Source organism: Rathayibacter sp. AY1C7 (assembly GCF_002931865.1).
Taxonomy (GTDB): Bacteria; Actinomycetota; Actinomycetes; order Actinomycetales; family Microbacteriaceae; genus Rathayibacter.
Window position 1 is genome coordinate 17688 of record NZ_PSWB01000014.1, and the last position, 16280, is coordinate 33967.

The window sequence follows — 16280 nt, forward strand, 5'->3', positions numbered from 1 at the left end:
GCCGGGCACCACCGGCGCCCAGGCGCCCCCCGGGATCCTCCTGGGGACCGCGGACAAGGTCACCGCCCTGGATCCCGCCGGCTCCTGGGACCTCGGCTCGGCGACGCTGCAGAACCAGGTCTTCTCCTGGCTGCTGACCTCCGCCCCCGGATCGACGGATCCCGTACCGGACCTCGCGGCCTCGGCCGAGTTCACCGACCCCACCCACTACCGCGTCGCCCTGCGCGAGGACGCCGCCTTCGCCAACGGCAATCCGCTCACCGCCTCGGACGTGGTCTTCACCTTCGAGCGCCAGGTGGCGATCGCCGCTCCGAACGGCCCCTCGTCGCTGCTCTCGGACATGGTCTCGGTCCAGGCGGAGGACGACTCCACCGTCGTCTTCACACTGGCCACCCCGGACAACGCCCTCTGGCCCCAGATCCTCACCAGCCCCGCCGCCGCGATCGTCGACGAGGACGTCTTCTCGGCCGACTCCCTCACCACCGACGACGACATCGTCGCCGGCGACGCCTTCAGCGGGCAGTACTCCATCACGAGCTACACGCTGAACTCGCTCGTGCAGCTCACCCGCAACGACTCCTACGACGGCCTCCTCGGCGCCGCCGCTAACGAGTCGGTGATCGTCCGCTACTACGCGGACGAGAGCAACCTCAAGCTCGACATCCAGCGCGGTGAGATCGCGGTCGCCTACCGCACGCTGAACGCGACCGACACCGAGGACCTCCGCGGCGAGGAGGGCCTGACGGTGCACTCCGGTCCCGGCGCCGAGATGCGCTTCCTGGTCTTCAACCCCGAGACCATGCCCTACGGCTCCGCCACCTCCGAGGCCGACGCCGACAAGGCGCTCGCCGTCCGCACCGCCGTCGCCGACCTGATCGACCGCGACGAGCTGTCGGACCAGGTCTACAAGGGCACCTACGCGCCGGTCTACTCGATCGTCCCCAGCGCCCTGACCGGATCGACGCCGGCGTACGAGCAGGCCTTCGGCGACGGGAGCGGCGGTCCCAGCGCGGACGAGGCCGCCGCCGCGCTCCAGGCGGCCGGGATCACCGGTCCCGTCGACCTCAAGCAGCAGTACAACACCGACCACTACGGCTCCAGCACCTCGGACGAGTACGCGCTCATCAAGAACCAGCTCGAGCGCAGCGGCCTGTTCACGGTCGACCTGCAGTCGACGGAGTGGACGCAGTACGTGAAGGAGAAGTCGACCTCCTACCCGCTCTACCAGCAGGGCTGGTTCGCGGACTACCCGGACTCGGACAACTACCTGAACCTGCTCTACGGCACCGACGAGGCCCCCTCCATCCTCGGCGCCGCCGTGAAGGACGACGCGTACAACGAGGTCGTGCTGCGCGAGCGGAGCCTGGCCCCTGGTGACGAGCGCACCGCGGCGATCGAGGAGGCGCAGCGCCTCGCGGCGGAGAAGGCGATCACCGTGCCGCTCCTCGAGGGCACGGAGACCGTCATCGCCTCCTCCACGATCTCGGGCATCGACGACACGCTCGACGGCTCCGGCCGGTTCCGCTTCGGGCTGCTCCGGAGCGAGTGATCGGGACGCGCTGATCGGCCGGACGGGCCGCGGCGCCGCAGGAGGGGGGACCCTCGGCGGCCGCCGCGGCCCGTCCGTGCATCCGGGGGGTCTGTCAGGGCCGTGCTGCCGGGCGGGGCACCCGGATCGATCAGCGCGCCAGCGCCGCCAGCTCCGCCCGGGTGCGGGCCCCGGCCTTGCGCAGCAGGTTCGACACGTGGAACTTCACGGTGTTGCCGCTGATGCCGAGGTCGTCCGCGATCCGCTGGTTCGAGGCGCCGAGCGTGATCAGGTTCAGCACCTCCCGCTCGCGGGCGCTGAGCTCGGCGAGGTCGAGCCCGTCGGGCTGCGCCGGCGGATCGAGGGGGAGGCGGATCGACAGGGTCGACCCCCAGCCCGCGGTCGACGCGACCGAGAGCTCCCCGTCGAGCCCGCGCATGCGCTCGGCGATCGGGCGCAGGGCGTCGTCGCGGGTCGTCAGCTCGCCCCGGCCGTCGTCGCGGATCTCGATGAGCAGGTTGAGCCCGTCGCAGTCCCACTGGATCCGCACCCGGCGCGTCTGCTCCGACTCCACGAACGCCAGCACGGCGCTCCGCACGATCGCGCGGGCCGCGTGCGCCACTTCGCCGGGGAGGGCGCGCCCGGTGGCGGGCGGCTCGACGAACTGCACGTCGAGGTCGCCGAAGCGCACGAGCGGGCGCAGGTCGCTCCGGAGCCGCGCGAACGCGCCCACGACGGGCTCCAGCATCGCGCTGCGCTGCTCGTCCGAGGCGGTGCGCAGCTCGACCAGGGCGTTCGCGGCGATGTCGATCGCGACGGTGCGGGCCGCACGGTCGTCGAGGCGCTCGGCGCGCAGGGCGGCGAGCACCGACTCCAGCGCCACCGCGTGCCGGTCGGCCTGCTCGGCCACCGTGCGGGCGTGCTGCTGCAGCAGGGTGCGGGAGGCGGGGGACTCGGCGGGATCCATCCTCCGAACCTACCCGTCCTACCCGCGAGCGGCATCGCCCACCCGATCGGGTAGGCGGACCTCCTCGATCAGGTGGCGCGCGGATCCGGTCGCCGGGCGCACTGTGGATCCATGCCCGCTGACGACCGCACCACCGACCCCGCAGAGGCGCTCGCCGTGATCGCCGCCGAGGTGTCCGCCGCGACCGCCTCGCTGACGACCGACCGCCTCGAGCCCGTCCTCGAGCTGCTCGCCGGCGCCGATCGCGTCTTCATCCACGGCGCCGGCCGCTCCGGCCTCGCCCTGCGGATGACCGCCATGCGCCTCATGCACCTCGGACTCGTCGTGCACGTGGTCGGCGACGTGACGACCCCGGCGATCCGCAGCGGCGACGTGCTGCTCACCGCGAGCGGCTCCGGCACCACCGGGGGCATCGTCCGCGCCGCGCAGGCCGCCGTCGACGCCGGAGCGCGGGTCGCGGCGATCACGACCGCCGCCGACTCCCCGCTGGCCGGGCTCGCCTCCGCCGTGGTGGTCGTGCCCGCCGCCGACAAGCTCGACCGCTCCGGCGCCGCCTCGGCGCAGTACTCCGGCGGGCTCTTCGAGCAGGTCGTCGTGCTCACCGGCGACGCCCTGTTCCACGCGCTCTGGCAGCGCCGCGGCGACAGCGCCGACGAGCTCTGGCCGCGCCACGCGAACCTCGAATGACCCGACTCCCCACCTCGACAGGAAGAAGAACCCCGTGAAGCTCCAGTTCGCCATGGACACCCTCAGCACCGACGCCGCCCTCGAGCTCGCCGCTGCCGCCGCCCCGCACGTCGACATCCTCGAGCTGGGCACCCCGCTCATCAAGAGCGCCGGCCTCTCCGCCATCACCGCCATCAAGGAGGCGCACCCCGACAAGACGGTCTTCGCCGACCTCAAGACGATGGACGCGGGCGAGCTCGAGGCCGACATGGCCTTCGCGGCCGGCGCCGACCTCGTGACGGTCCTCGGCGTCGCCGGCGACAGCACCATCGCCGGCGCGATCGCCGCCGGGAGGAAGCACGGCAAGGGCGTCGTCGTCGACCTCATCGGCGTGCCCGACAAGGCCGCCCGCGCCCGCGAGGTCGTCGCCCTCGGCGCCGAGTTCGTCGAGATGCACGCCGGTCTGGACGAGCAGGCGGAGGAGGGCTTCACCTTCGAGACCCTGCTGCGCGACGGCGAGTCCTCCGGCGTGCCGTTCTCGGTCGCGGGCGGCGTGAGCACCGCCACCATCGAGTCGGTGCAGCGCGCCGGCGCCCTCGTGGCCGTCGCGGGCGGGGCCATCTACGGCGCCCCGGACGTCGGCGAGGCCGCCGCGGCCCTCCGCGCCGCCATCGTCTGACCCGTCGGCGCCGCCGCCCCCGAGGCCCGCTGATCCGGGTCGCGAGGGCGGCGGCGCCCGCGTCCGCGCGGGAGGCGGCAGCGCATCCCCGCCGGACGCCCGGCCCCTCTCGACTCGCCGACGGCGCGGTCCTACAGTGGCTGCGACGACCCTCGACTCCCGCCGCGGGACCGACGGCGCCGTCGCGAGCGGAGGGAAGCCGTGTCCTCGACCGCCCCCGTGCCCGGAGCTGACGCCGACACCTCGACGAAGCTCCGCGACTTCCACCAGATCCTCCTCAACACCGCCGTCGCGAACGTGACGACGAGCTTCCTCTGGTTCGCGCTCACGTTCTGGGTGTACCTCGAGACGCGCTCCGTCCTGGCGACCGGGATCATCGGCGGCGCCTACATGCTGCTCGTCGCGGTCTTCGCGATGGCCTTCGGCACGATCGTGGACCGGCACCGCAAGTTCCGCGTCATGGTCTTCGCCGGGGCGGTCACGCTCGTGTCGTTCGGCGTCGCGGGCGGTCTCTTCCTCGCGCTGCCCGAGGCGGCGCTCCTGGACTTCCGCGCCCCCTGGTTCTGGGTGTTCTCGGGAACGATCCTCTTCGGCGCCGTCATCGAGAACATGCGCAACATCGCCCTGTCCACGACGGTGACCCTGCTGGTCCCGGTGGAGGGGCACGCCCGCGCGAACGGCCTCGTCGGCACGGTCCAGGGCCTCGCCTTCGTGGTGACGAGCGTCTTCAGCGGGCTCGCCATCGGCCTGCTCGGCATGGGGTGGACGCTGGTGATCGCGATCGGCCTCTCCGCCGCCGCGCTCCTGCACCTCCTCTTCCTGCGCATCCCGGAGGACCGGCCCGCGCCGACGGGGGAGAGGGCGTCGCTGATCGATCTCCGCGGCAGCATCACCGCGGTGCGGGCGGCGACCGGGCTGTTCGCGCTCATCGTCTTCTCGACGTTCAACAACCTGATCGGCGGCGTCTACATGGCGCTGATGGACCCGTACGGCCTCGAGCTGTTCCCGGTCGAGCTGTGGGGCGTGGTGCTCGGAGTGACGGCGACCGGCTTCGTCATCGGCGGTCTGCTCGTCGCGAGGTTCGGTCTCGGGAGGAACCCGATCCGGACGATGCTGCTGCTCGTGATGGCGATGGGCCTGATCGGCGCGGTCTTCACCCTCCGCGACTGGTGGTGGCTCTACGCCGGCGGCATCTGGATCTACATGACCCTGATCCCGGCGGTCGAGGCCGCCGAGCAGACGGTGATCCAGAAGGTCGTCCCCTTCGAGACCCAGGGGCGCGTCTTCGGCTTCGCGGCGGCGTTCGAGTCGGCCGCCGCTCCGATCACGTCGTTCCTCATCGCCCCGATCGCCGAGTTCGCGCTCATCCCGTACATGGAGTCGCCGGCCGGGCGCTCGGCGTTCGGCGGGCTGCTCGGCGACGGCATCGGCCGGGGGATCGCGCTGGTGTTCCTGGTCGGCGGAGTCGTCATGATCATCGCGGCCGGCGCGGCGATGCTCACCCGCTCCTACCGCGTCATGTCGGCGCAGTACCTGCGGGAGGCCGCGGCGAGCGGGGAGGCGGAGCCCGTCGGCACGGAGGCGCCGGAGACGCACCGGACCGCGCCGAGCACCGTCGAGCGGAACCGCTAGCGCCCGCAGACGCCGCCCGTCATGCGCCTCCGGGGGGTCCGGCGGACCGGACGGCGCGGACACGAGGAAGACGTGCCGGACGCCCCCTCCCCAGGGTGCGGCGTCCGGCACGTCGGCTGCGACCACCCGGTCGAGGGGCCCTCCTCGACTCCCGAGCGCTCCGCTGCCCCGCGCCTCCGGAGGGAGACATCGGGGCATGCGGCGCCGGCGGGGTGGAGGGCTCTGGTTCCCCGCCCCGCCGGCGCCGGCCGCCCGCGAGGGGCGGCGAGGATGCTCGTTCGGGCGTGCCTCGAGTGACGGCTACATGCCGTCACTGAGCATGGACTGCACCAGCTTCACGTGGCGCTCGAGGTTCAGCTGGCTGAACTCGCTGTTGTAGTTGAGGCCGTAGTTCAAGATGTGACCCGGGGTGCACTGGATTGTCGCGTCCGGTCCGTCCCAGGTGCGCAGCAGTGCCAGGGCCGAGTCCCAGCTGCTGTTCTCGCAGTTCGTGTTGAAGGTGGTCGACGTGCCCAAGCCCACGGTGTGCGAGATCTCGTGCATGGCGGTGCCCTCCACCATGTAGACGCGCTCCTTGCCGAAGCGGATCTGGCCGTAGATGTTCGCATCGGCCGTCGGGGTTCCGGGGCTGTACGAGACGGTCAGGGAGCGGGAGATGTTGCTGAGGCGGTTGTAGCGGGCCACGGCGCGGTCCATCGCGTCGGTGATGCGGGCGTAGGCGTCGGCCTCGTCAGCGGTCGGGCTCGCGACGCGGTTCAGCGTCCAGGTGATCTTCTGCACGGTCGGATCGGTCAGTGCCCAGCGCTGGGCCTTGGAGCCGGTGCAGGTCCACTGCTGAATGGGGGAGCCGTCGAGCTGGCGGAAGTCCTTGTTGTCGAGGCAGAGGTCGCTGTGCCGATTGGCGATCTCGGCGTAGCCTCCGCCGACGGAGGTGATCCGCCACTGCTGGGCGGTGCTGCCGTTGCAGCTCCACTGCCGCACCTCCGAGCCCGGGGTGGTGCCGAAGTCGAAGTTGTCGAGGCAGAGGTTGCTGAAGGTGTTCTTGATCTCGGCGTAGCCTGTGCCGAGGTCGGTGACCTGCCAGCGCTGGTTGCTCCCCTCGGTGCAGCTCCACTGCCGCACCTCGGCTCCGGGCTGAGTGCCGAAGTCGAAGTCGTCGAGACACATGCTGCTGTGCTGGTTGCGGATCTCCTGCGCCGATCCGAGGCCGACCGGGGCGGTGGCTGCAGAGGCGGGCGAGCTGATGCCGAAGGTCGTGATGCCGACGACGGCCGCGATCAGGGCGCCGATCAGGCGCTTGGAGGGGTGGGACTTCGTTGTCCGGGACATGGGTGCCTTTCACAGACATCCGGCGTCCCCGAAGGGACGCGGGTGAGGGTCGCAGGAAGGAGCCGTGTCCGAAGGGGTCGGAGCACGGCAGAGGATGCGCTGGAGCGACCGGGATGGTGATCCGGTCGTCCCGCCGCGGGACGCGTCAGCGCCGACGCTCCGAGTGGGATGGGAGGCTGATCACGACCTGCATGTTGACGTGGACAACCATCGACCGGTCGCGGAGCCGGTGTCAAGTGCCGGTCTCGAGCGGATCCGGTCCGAGCCCCGCCGGGCGAGGGTGATCCGTCCACGCGGATCCCCGTGCTCGCAGGGAGAGAGCGCTCACACCCGCCGTCACTGCGGCATCGCCCGGGAATCCGCCATTGTTACCGTTAACAAAAGTCGGTACGGTGTCACCTGAAGTGGGCAAGCGCGTCCTCGCGCCTCGAGTCCCACTCCGACCGGTTCGAAGGCGAACCTGAGAGGAACGTCGATGATGACGACAGCACCACCCTCCCGCCGCACCCTCCCGCCGCAGGCCCACGCCCGGCCCCGATGACTGTCGGCCCGGCCGACACCTTCAACGCGGTGACCGCGGTCGGCGCCCGCAGCGCGCGACGTCTCGTCCTCGCACCCACGTCGACCTCCGCCTCCCGATCACGGGTCGCCAGGCCCGCGTCCCGGGCCGCCTTCCGGCGATTCCCTCCCCGACAGACGGACGCCGGACTCACCACTCCGCCGGCCGATCGCGCGGGCTCCGTCCTCCCCCTCCGACCCCTCACCTGAAGGACCCCCCCCATGTCACGAACCCCCCGGCAGGAGCGCACCCGGCGCTCACGCCTCCCCCGAGCGGGCGCCGCGCTGACGCTCGCCATCGCCTGCCTCGGCGGCGTCCTCGGACCGATCGGCGCCGCCGGCGCCGCAGAGACCGTCCCCGCTCCCGCGCTGCAGTACTCGTTCGACGGCATCGGCGCGACGCTCGCCAACGGAGCCGTCGTCGCCGACTCCGCTCCGGGCAACCACCCCGGCACCCTGATCAACTCCGGCGCGACCAGCGTCGCGGGTCCCTCCGGCGCCTCCACCGACCGCGCTCTCTCGCTCCCGGGCGGATCGAGCACGTCGGCCGCGCCGCACGTCCGGATCGCCCCGGGCCTGATCCCCGCCGGCACGCAGGACGTCACGATGTCCGCCTGGCTGCGCTGGAGCGGTGCTCCGGACTGCACCTGGCCCTTCACGCTCGGCTCCAGCGTCGACTCCCACGTCCTCTCCACCACGAAGTGCGGACCGGCCGGCTTCGGCGCGATCAAGAGCGGCTCCGAGGTGCGGGCCGCAGGCACCACTCCGGTCGCCGCGAACCGCTGGGTGCACATGGCGGTCGTCGTCAAGGGCGGCCAGTCGGTCTCGACCTACTTCGACGGAACCCTCGTCGGCCAGGGCAGCACGACCTTCACCGCCGCCTCGGCGATCGGCACCTCCACGTTCTCCGGCTTCCTCGGCAAGTCCTTCTACGGCGCGGACGCCTACTGGGCCGGCGCGATCGACGACATGCAGGTCTGGACCTCCGCGCTCACCGCCGGCCAGGTGCAGCAGAGCGCCGCGTCCGTGCACTCGGTGCTCGCGAACCAGGACGCCGCCGTCTCGCTCGGTGACACCTCGAACGTCACCTCGAACCTCACTCTCCCCACGACCGGCGCCAACGGCTCCACGATCACCTGGACGTCGAGCGCCCCCGGCGTCGTCAGCACCAGCGGCGTCGTCACCCGGCCCGCCGCGGGCAGCCCGGACGCCACCGTCACGCTGACCCCGACCGCCGTCCACGGCGGCATCACCGTCGTCGGCCGAGCGACCACCGTCTCCGTCCCGGCGTACGCCGCCGGTGACAGCGCCGAGGCCGAGCTCGCCCGGGCCGTCGCCGACGGCATCGCCAACGATCCCGCCCTCGCCGGACCGGTGCGCGGCAGCCTGAACCTGCCCTCGACCGGAGCCGACGTCGCCACCACCGCCGCGCGCGCGAACAGCGCCAGCGCCGTGGTGACCTGGACCTCGTCGAACGAGGCCGTCATCACCTCCGCCGACAAGGGCACCGCGCCGAACGTCGTCGCGAAGGGCTCGCTCACGCGTCCGTCCGCCGACACCACCGTCACCCTCACCGCGACGATCACCGTCCCCGGCACCACGCCCCTCGTCCGGACCCTCACGCGCACCGTTCCGGCCGCGGCCCCCGTCGCCGCGAGCGACCTCGACGCGTACCTGTTCGCGTACTTCACCGGCGACAGCATCGAGGGCGAGAAGATCCGCTTCGCGACCTCCGACGGCAACGACTCGCTCAAGTGGAAGACCCTGAACGACGCGCAGCCGATCCTCACCTCGACCCTGGGCACGAAGGGCCTGCGCGACCCGTTCATCTTCCGCTCGAAGGAGGGCGACCGCTTCTTCCTGATGGCCACCGACCTCTCCGTCGGCACCACCGGCTTCGGCGGCTCGACCAACCGCGGCAGCCGCTACCTCGAGATCTGGGAGTCCACGGACCTCGTCAACTGGGGCCAGCAGCGCCACGTCGAGGTCAACCTGCCGAACGCGGGCATGACCTGGGCGCCGGAGGCCACCTACGACCCCACCATCGACGCGTACGTCGTCTACTGGACCTCGGCCCTCTTCACCGACAGCACCCGCAACGTCGAGGACGGCAACGGACCCCAGATCCTCACCTCCACCACCCGCGACTTCCGGGAGTTCACCACCCCCGAGGTCTGGTTCAAGGCCGCCGACGTCCCCTCGCTCAACAGCCGCAACGGGCTGATCGACGCCACGATGCTCAAGGACGGCGACACCTACTACCGCTTCACGAAGGCGACCGAGACCAGCGGCTGCCCCTCGCCCGACATCATCGGACAGAAGTCGACGAACCTGCGGGCCACCACCGCCTCCGGCGCGTGGAGCCTGATCGACACCTGCATCGGCCGCACCGCCGGAACGCCGGAGGTCGAGGGTCCCGAGATCTTCAAGACCAACGAGGGTGACCGGGCGGGCTACAAGTACTTCCTCTGGACCGACAACTACGGCGGACGCGGCTACATCCCGCTCGGCACGAACTCGCTCGAGGGCGACATCCAGTGGACGATCCCCAGCAGCTTCTCGCTGCCGACGTCGCCCCGCCACGGATCCGTCGTCTCCATCACCGCGAAGGAGCGCGACGCGCTGGCCGCGAAGTGGAACCCGTCGCTCCTGGTGACCTCGATCGACGCCGTGGCGCGGACCGTGCAGGCCGGATCGACCACCGTCGACCTGCCCGCCACGGTGGGCGCGACGTTCAAGGACGGCCACCGCGAGACGGTCGCCGTGACGTGGGAGACGGCCGATCTCAGCTCGCTGAAGAAGGCCGGCGACACTGTGCAGGTGCGCGGACAGCTCGCCAACTCGGCAGCGACGCCGGCCATCGCCACCATCACCGCCACGGCTCCTCCCGGACCGTCGCTGACGGCCTCGGCCGCGAGCCGCTGCGTCGCCGGCAAGGTGACGGTCACCGCGACCGGCACCAACACGAGCGGCTCCACGGTCGAGATGACCGTCGGCTCGCAGTGGGGGAGCAGGACCTTCGCCGGGGTCGCTCCCGGCAAGTCCGTATCCGCCGCCTTCACCACCCGGGCGACCTCGGTCACCGCGGGCGAGGTGAGCGTCGCCTCGAAGGACGCGAACGGCACCAGGACGGCCACCGCGCCGTACTCGGCGCTCACCTGCCGCTAGGCCGGTGACAGGGGAGGGGCGGCGTCCAGCCGCCCCTCCCCTGACCTCCTCCGTTCCGGGGCCTCCGGCCACCGGAGCAGGGGAGCATGGACCCTGGGTCCGTGCTCCCCGCATCCACCTCTCCCACGGAAGTAGACGAACAATGCGGTTCCGACGCACGACGGCCCTCCTGGTCGCCGCGAGCCTGACAGCGGGAGGGGCTGCGCTCGGCGCGGCACCCGCACAGGCCGCGGTGCCCAGCCCGGTCCTCTCCTACGACTTCTCCTCGTCCGCCGCCGTCGGCTCCGCCGTGGGCGCGGGCACGACCCTGACCGACTCCGCTGCGGGCCGCTCCGCCACCGTACGCGGGACCGGAGCGACGACCGTCGCCGGTCCGCGCGGCGGCACCGACCGCGCACTCCGCCTCCCCGGCGGCGCCGCAGGCAGCTCCGCCGCCTACGCCGAGATCGCGCCGGGACTGACCACGGCGGCCACCACCGACGTGACCATGTCGGCCTGGCTGCGCTGGGAGGGGAACCAGAACTGCAGCTGGGCGTACGCGCTCGGGCAGTCGACCGAGCGGTACCTCTTCACCACGCCCCAGTGCGGAGGCAACCTGATCGGTGCCGTGAAGAACGGCTCGGAGCAGCGCGCGGCCGACTCCGGTCCCGCCGCCACCGGCCGCTGGAGCCACGTCGCCGTGGTCCTGCGCAGCGGCGTCAGCGTCTCGACCTACGTCGACGGCCGGCTCGCCCAGACCACCCCGACCTCCGCGACCGGAGCGGCGACGGTCGGCACCTCCGCCTTCTCCGGCCTCCTCGGCAAGTCGTTCTACGGCCCCGACCCTCTCTTCGCCGGGGCGATGGACGACGTGCACGTCTACTCCTCCGCACTGACCCAGGACCAGGTGCGCGAGGACGCGGCTCCGGCCGCCGCCGCGATCGCCGCATCGGACGCCGCCGCGGCGACCGTCTCTGTGACCGGACCCGTCACCAGCGACCTCTCCCTGCCGACCCGCGGCGCGGGCGGCTCCGTCCTCACCTGGGCGAGCAGCGACCCCGCGGTGATCGGCACCGACGGCTCCGTGCGCCGCCCGGCACCCGGCTCGGCGAACGCCACCGTGACCCTGACCCCGACCGCGACCTTCGCCGGATCCGCCGCCACCGGCACCGCGCGCAGCGTCACTGTCGCCGCGGACACCGAGGCCGACGCCACGGCGCGCCTGCGCACCGCCCTCGTCGTCCCGCCGACCGTCGCCTCCGGAACCGCTCTTCCCACGCTCGCCGGCTACACCGTGTCGTGGAGCGCGGACGGCGCCGGCCTGTCCGGCGGACGCCTCGTGAACGACACGGCGACCGACCGGGCGCTCGCGCTCACCGCCTCCGTCAAGGTCGGCACCACCACGCTGACGAAGACCTTCCGCACCACCGTCCTCAGCGCCTCCACGGCGAAGACCGTGGTGTCGTACACCCGGACGCCGACCGGCGAGGACAAGGCGAACCAGGACACGATCGCCCGCGGCCTCCACCTGGCACTCGGCTCGTCCGTCGCCGACGCGGCACCGCTCTCGGGCAACTCGGGAGTCCTCTTCGCCGACGGGGTCTTCCTCGGGACCGACAAGGCCGACAACCGCGGCCTCGCGAACCCCTCGCTGTTCACCTTCGCCGACGGGACCGTCGGCGTGATCGCCACCCGCGTCCTGCAGTCGGGCGCGTCCGACGGCACCGGGGCCTCGAGCGCTCTGGTCTTCAAGGCCACGGACGCCACCGCGTCCGACTTCACCGAGCTCGGCCTCATCGACCTCGGCACCACCGGGGGCGTCGTCGCGCCGAAGGCCGTCTACGACACAGACCAGAACCGCTACCTCGTCTCCTGGACGGACTCCTCCGGGGCGGCGAAGTACACGACCGTCACGGACCTCGCCCGCACCGAGCTCCGCGCGCAGGAGTTCTGGCCGAAGGACGGCGGCCGTCGCAGCGTCGTCGTGACCGACGGGAACCGCGGTGCGGTCCTCGGAGGAAGCCCCGCCACCGTCGCCGCTCCCGACCTCTCCGGAGTCCCGGGCCGCGTCGCCGACGCTCTGCCGGGCGGCGCGCTGACGGTCTCCGGCTCCGTCGCCGACTCGCTCGTGAAGAGGTTCGGCCGCACGGTCAACACCGGATCCTCGGTCGCACCGCAGACGATCGATCAGGGCGATACCTCCGCCCTGTCCGGAGTGAAGGCGCAGCTCTCCTACAACGACGGCTCGACCGGCAGCCTCGGCATCGACTGGAACCAGCAGCAGCTCGCCGACCTCGCCGCGAAGGGCCCGGGAACGTACGACCTCTCCGGGACCGTCCGCCAGCGGCAGTACAACGAGCCGTTCGCCTACAACCGCGCGGATCCGACGATCTACCGCTACGAGCGCAACGGGAAGACGCAGTACCTCTTCACCGCCACGGACGACACGAACAACAACAACGTCGCCTCGCAGCACCTGCCGATCCGGGTCGCCGACAGCATCGACCAGCTCAGCGACGACAACGGCGGACGGGCCCGTGAGGTGGACCTCCTCAACCGCACCACGCGGATGGACCGCACCGCCGAGGGCAAGGTGATCGCGGGCTGCTACTGGGCCCCCGAGATCCACGAGATCGGCGGCAAGCTCTCCATCCTGTTCGCCCCGTGCTTCAACCCGGACAACGACCAGTCGAACCAGAACGGTCAGTGGTTCACGGTGCAGGCGCACATCATGCAGCTACGCGACGGCGGAGACCCCGCGAACCCCTCCGACTGGAGCGCGCCGCGCGCCGTCGTGAAGAGCGATGGGAGCGCCCTCGGACGCCCCGGCACGGGACGCAACATCAGCCTCGACATGACCTACTTCGAGTCCGGTGGAACTGCGTACTACGCCTGGTCCCAGCGCTACGTCGACAACGGAGTGAGCGACCCGGCGACCTGGATCGCCAAGGTCGATCCCGCGAACCCCACCCGCGTCATCGGCGAGCCGACCCCGATCATCGTGCCCTCGCTGACGTTCGAGGACCACCTGTCCGAGGGAGCATTCGCGATCCAGCGCGACGGGAGGATCACGCTCGTCTACTCCAGCAGCGGCGTCAGCCCGAAGTACATCGTGGGCGGCGCCTGGGCGAAGGAGGGCAGTGACCTGACCGACATCGCGAGCTGGACCAAGTACGACGCCCCGCTCCTGCAGAGCGTTCCCCTGCCCGACGGCGTCCTCGACTACCGCACCTACGAGCAGGGTCCCGGCCACGGAGCCGTCACCCAGGACGAGGACGGCAACGACGTGTACGTCTACCACACCTGGGGCAACGGAGTCGGGGGTGACGGCCGCGACACCCGTCTCGCCCGCATCCACTACGCCGCCGACGGCCGGCCGGTCTTCGACCTGACGCCGACGGAGGAGGTCGCACCCGCGAACCGGACTGTGACCGCCAAGGTCACCGTCACGTCGCCCCTGACCGTGACCGCCACGGCGTCGACCCGCTGCGTCAGCGGGAAGGTCGTCCTGACCACTGTGGTCAAGAACGACAGCCGCTCGATCATGGACATCACGACCGTCACCGCCTTCGGCTCGAAGACCGTGACCGGAGTCGCTCCGGGATCGTCCGCGTCGAGCGCCGTCACCACCCGAGCGGTCTCGATCCCCGCGGGGTCGGTGGCCGCGACAGGAAAGGCCGTCGTCGACGGGAAGACGGTCAGCACGCAGACGAGCGTCGACTACCCGGCGCGCAGCTGCCGCTGAGACGGTGAGGGAGCGGGCGCCACGATCGCCCGCTCCCTCGTCGTCCCGCCCCCGACCGGCACTGCGCCGCCCTGCAGTGCCGCCACCTCAGAAGGACGACCGACGAGATGCACCACAGCAGGAGGGCCGGGACGGTCCCGACGATCGGGCCCGTGCTGACGAAGGTCGCGCAGTCGCACACCCTCACCGAGGAGAAGGACGACGGAGCGGCCGGCAGCGCAGCTGCGGTCGGAGGACACGACCTTCTGCTGATCAACGGCAACGCCCTCCCTCTCTCCTGAGCCCCCCCTGCGCCGTTGGGACGGGTCCTCGACCCTGATCGCCCGACGATTCCGCCGCGGCGGCATCACCACCGGCTGCGGACCGGGGCGGCGATCGGGCCGTATCCTGCTGTCCGGACCGATCGCTGATGTGCGAACCTCTCCTGAGCGGACTCCCGGATGCGGGCCGACCGTGACCGGTCCGGCCCGTTCCTCTCGTTGCAGCAGGAGACCGCCGTTCCCCAGGAGACACCCGTGATGCGCCTCGATCGATTCCTCGTGTCCCTGGCACGCTCTGCGCGGTGCACGAACCGCTGCGGAGCCTGCGGGCTCGACTGCAGCACCGACGTCTTCATCCTGATCGCGCTCGCGACCGGCGAGAACCGCGGCGAGTCCCGCCTCCGAGAGGTTCTCGACCACCGCTCCGGTGACCGTGTCGATGTCGTCGAGGTGCGCAAGCGCCTCCTGCGGCTCTCCCGCCGGGGTCTGGTGCTCCTCGAGAGAGGCAGGAGGACCCCGCTGCAGCGCATCGAGCGCTTCTCGATCACGCGCGACGGCCGGGCCTTCCTGGCGTCCCACGCCAGAGCACTGGACCTCCTCGCCGAGGAGATCCACGTCGCGCTGCTGTCCCGCTGACGAGCCGAGTGCCTGTGCGGGCGCACGCGGGACGTCTCCTGGTCGGCCGTCGTCGGATCGGTCGTGTCGGTGACGCTCCACGTGGCGCGACTTCGACATGGACGTCGCCTCCGACTGCGTCCTGGGCGCTCCGGGGCAGCACGAGGCGTCGCCGACCATCCTGGGCGCCGCGTTCGCGACCGTGCTGCCGTGGCGCGACGCGATGGCGGCGCTCCTCGAGGAGGCCGTCCCTGCTGCATCCTCAGCAGTGCGAGGCCGGCCTGGGGCTCGCCTCGACCCAGGAGCCGGGTCCGGGGACAGGCCTGTCCTGATCCTCGACTGCAGAAGGAAGAGTCTCGGTCCCGGTCGAGCTCCTCCGACCGGGATCCGCCTCACGCCGGAACGCGCCCTTCGTGCATCACCCCGTGCTGGAGAGCTGGACGATCTCGGAGATCACCGCGGCTCGAGTGTCGTCCGGTATCCGATCGCCTCCGAGGGAGTGGTGCGACCACAGGCCGTCAGCCGCAAGGCAGGCGATGAACTGGCGGAGAGCGATCGGATCGGTCGCGGTCTCCTCTGCGGAGGGCGTCCACCTTCGGCGCACCTCCGCTACCGGCGCTCGGAGAGCGGTGTCGCTGCCCGTGGCCTGGAGGAGTCCGATCTGCATATGCGTCGACGGCGTCAGGGCGACGGTGACGTAGGCACTCACGCGCTCCGTCAAGGTGGCCTCGTCCGCGGTCTTCCCCGCGACGTCGATCAGCTGGGCTTCCCAGCCGGCCGCGACGTGCTCCTGGAGAGCATGGGCGAGATCGGCTCGATCGCGGAAGTGGTACATCATTCCACCGCGTGTCAGCCCAGCCTCTTCGGCAGTCGCTTCGAGCGTGACGCGAACAGAACCTTCCCTCGCCGCGACACGGACCGCTGCGTCGAGGATCCGAGTCCGGTTGTTGGGTCGCGTCGCGCGAGGAGACGTCCGAGGAGAAGCCAGGACCCCCTCACCGCTGGGCGGGTTCGGTTCCATGTCGTGATCGATTCCGCCGCTCCCTCGGTCCGAGTGAGCGGCTAGGGACGGCGGGTGCTGAGGCGCCCGGAGGGTGTCGACGCGTCACCGCACGAGCGGGTGCGACAGCGTCGGCCGCCAGTCTGCCATCCTC

11 protein-coding genes are annotated in these 16280 nt (G+C 71.6%); 8 read left to right on the forward strand and 3 right to left on the reverse strand.

Going from position 1 to position 16280, the window contains the following annotated elements; genetic code table 11:
* Window positions 1-133: 133 nt before the first annotated feature.
* Window positions 134-1549: an ABC transporter substrate-binding protein gene (locus C5C69_RS09200; protein ID WP_258067513.1), complete on the forward strand. Its 1416-nt coding sequence runs from the start codon at window positions 134-136 to the stop codon at window positions 1547-1549.
* 130 nt (window positions 1550-1679) lie between these two features.
* Here C5C69_RS09200 and C5C69_RS09205 read toward each other — a convergent pair whose 3' ends face one another.
* On the reverse strand, window positions 1680-2495 hold the full coding sequence (locus C5C69_RS09205) for a response regulator transcription factor family protein (protein ID WP_104233663.1): 816 nt from the start codon (window positions 2493-2495) through the stop codon (window positions 1680-1682).
* Between the two features lie 111 nt (window positions 2496-2606).
* On the opposite strand from C5C69_RS09205, the gene hxlB reads away from it, so the two are divergent.
* From hxlB to C5C69_RS09220, 3 genes are all read left to right on the forward strand, one after another.
* Window positions 2607-3182, forward strand: a complete 576-nt coding sequence (gene hxlB / locus C5C69_RS09210) for a 6-phospho-3-hexuloisomerase (RefSeq protein WP_104233664.1) — start codon at window positions 2607-2609, stop codon at window positions 3180-3182.
* Window positions 3183-3216: 34 nt separating this feature from the next.
* Window positions 3217-3840 carry a 3-hexulose-6-phosphate synthase gene (hxlA, locus tag C5C69_RS09215; RefSeq protein ID WP_104224387.1) on the forward strand — a complete coding sequence of 208 codons (624 nt, stop codon included), beginning with the start codon at window positions 3217-3219 and terminating at the stop codon, window positions 3838-3840.
* Window positions 3841-4059: 219 nt separating this feature from the next.
* Window positions 4060-5472: an MFS transporter gene (locus C5C69_RS09220; RefSeq protein WP_181067823.1), complete on the forward strand. Its 1413-nt coding sequence runs from the start codon at window positions 4060-4062 to the stop codon at window positions 5470-5472.
* Between the two features lie 300 nt (window positions 5473-5772).
* Here C5C69_RS09220 and C5C69_RS09225 read toward each other — a convergent pair whose 3' ends face one another.
* Window positions 5773-6801: an RICIN domain-containing protein gene (locus tag C5C69_RS09225; RefSeq protein WP_104233666.1), complete on the reverse strand. Its 1029-nt coding sequence runs from the start codon at window positions 6799-6801 to the stop codon at window positions 5773-5775.
* Between the two features lie 780 nt (window positions 6802-7581).
* On the opposite strand from C5C69_RS09225, the gene C5C69_RS09230 reads away from it, so the two are divergent.
* The 4 genes from C5C69_RS09230 (at window position 7582) to C5C69_RS09240 (ending at window position 15147) form a co-directional block, all read left to right on the forward strand.
* On the forward strand, window positions 7582-10527 hold the full coding sequence (locus C5C69_RS09230) for an immunoglobulin-like domain-containing protein (RefSeq protein ID WP_104234323.1): 2946 nt from the start codon (window positions 7582-7584) through the stop codon (window positions 10525-10527).
* 142 nt (window positions 10528-10669) lie between these two features.
* A complete protein-coding gene (locus tag C5C69_RS09235; RefSeq protein WP_104234322.1) occupies window positions 10670-14251 on the forward strand; it encodes a family 43 glycosylhydrolase in 3582 nt (1193 codons plus the stop codon).
* 107 nt (window positions 14252-14358) lie between these two features.
* Window positions 14359-14532, forward strand: coding sequence for a hypothetical protein (locus tag C5C69_RS16980; protein ID WP_181068307.1), 174 nt, complete (start codon window positions 14359-14361; stop codon window positions 14530-14532).
* Between the two features lie 234 nt (window positions 14533-14766).
* Window positions 14767-15147, forward strand: coding sequence for a hypothetical protein (locus tag C5C69_RS09240; RefSeq protein WP_146076480.1), 381 nt, complete (start codon window positions 14767-14769; stop codon window positions 15145-15147).
* 397 nt (window positions 15148-15544) lie between these two features.
* Here C5C69_RS09240 and C5C69_RS09245 read toward each other — a convergent pair whose 3' ends face one another.
* Complete coding sequence (locus C5C69_RS09245; RefSeq protein ID WP_104234320.1) at window positions 15545-16147, reverse strand: TetR/AcrR family transcriptional regulator; 603 nt, start codon at window positions 16145-16147, stop codon at window positions 15545-15547.
* Window positions 16148-16280: the final 133 nt, after the last annotated feature.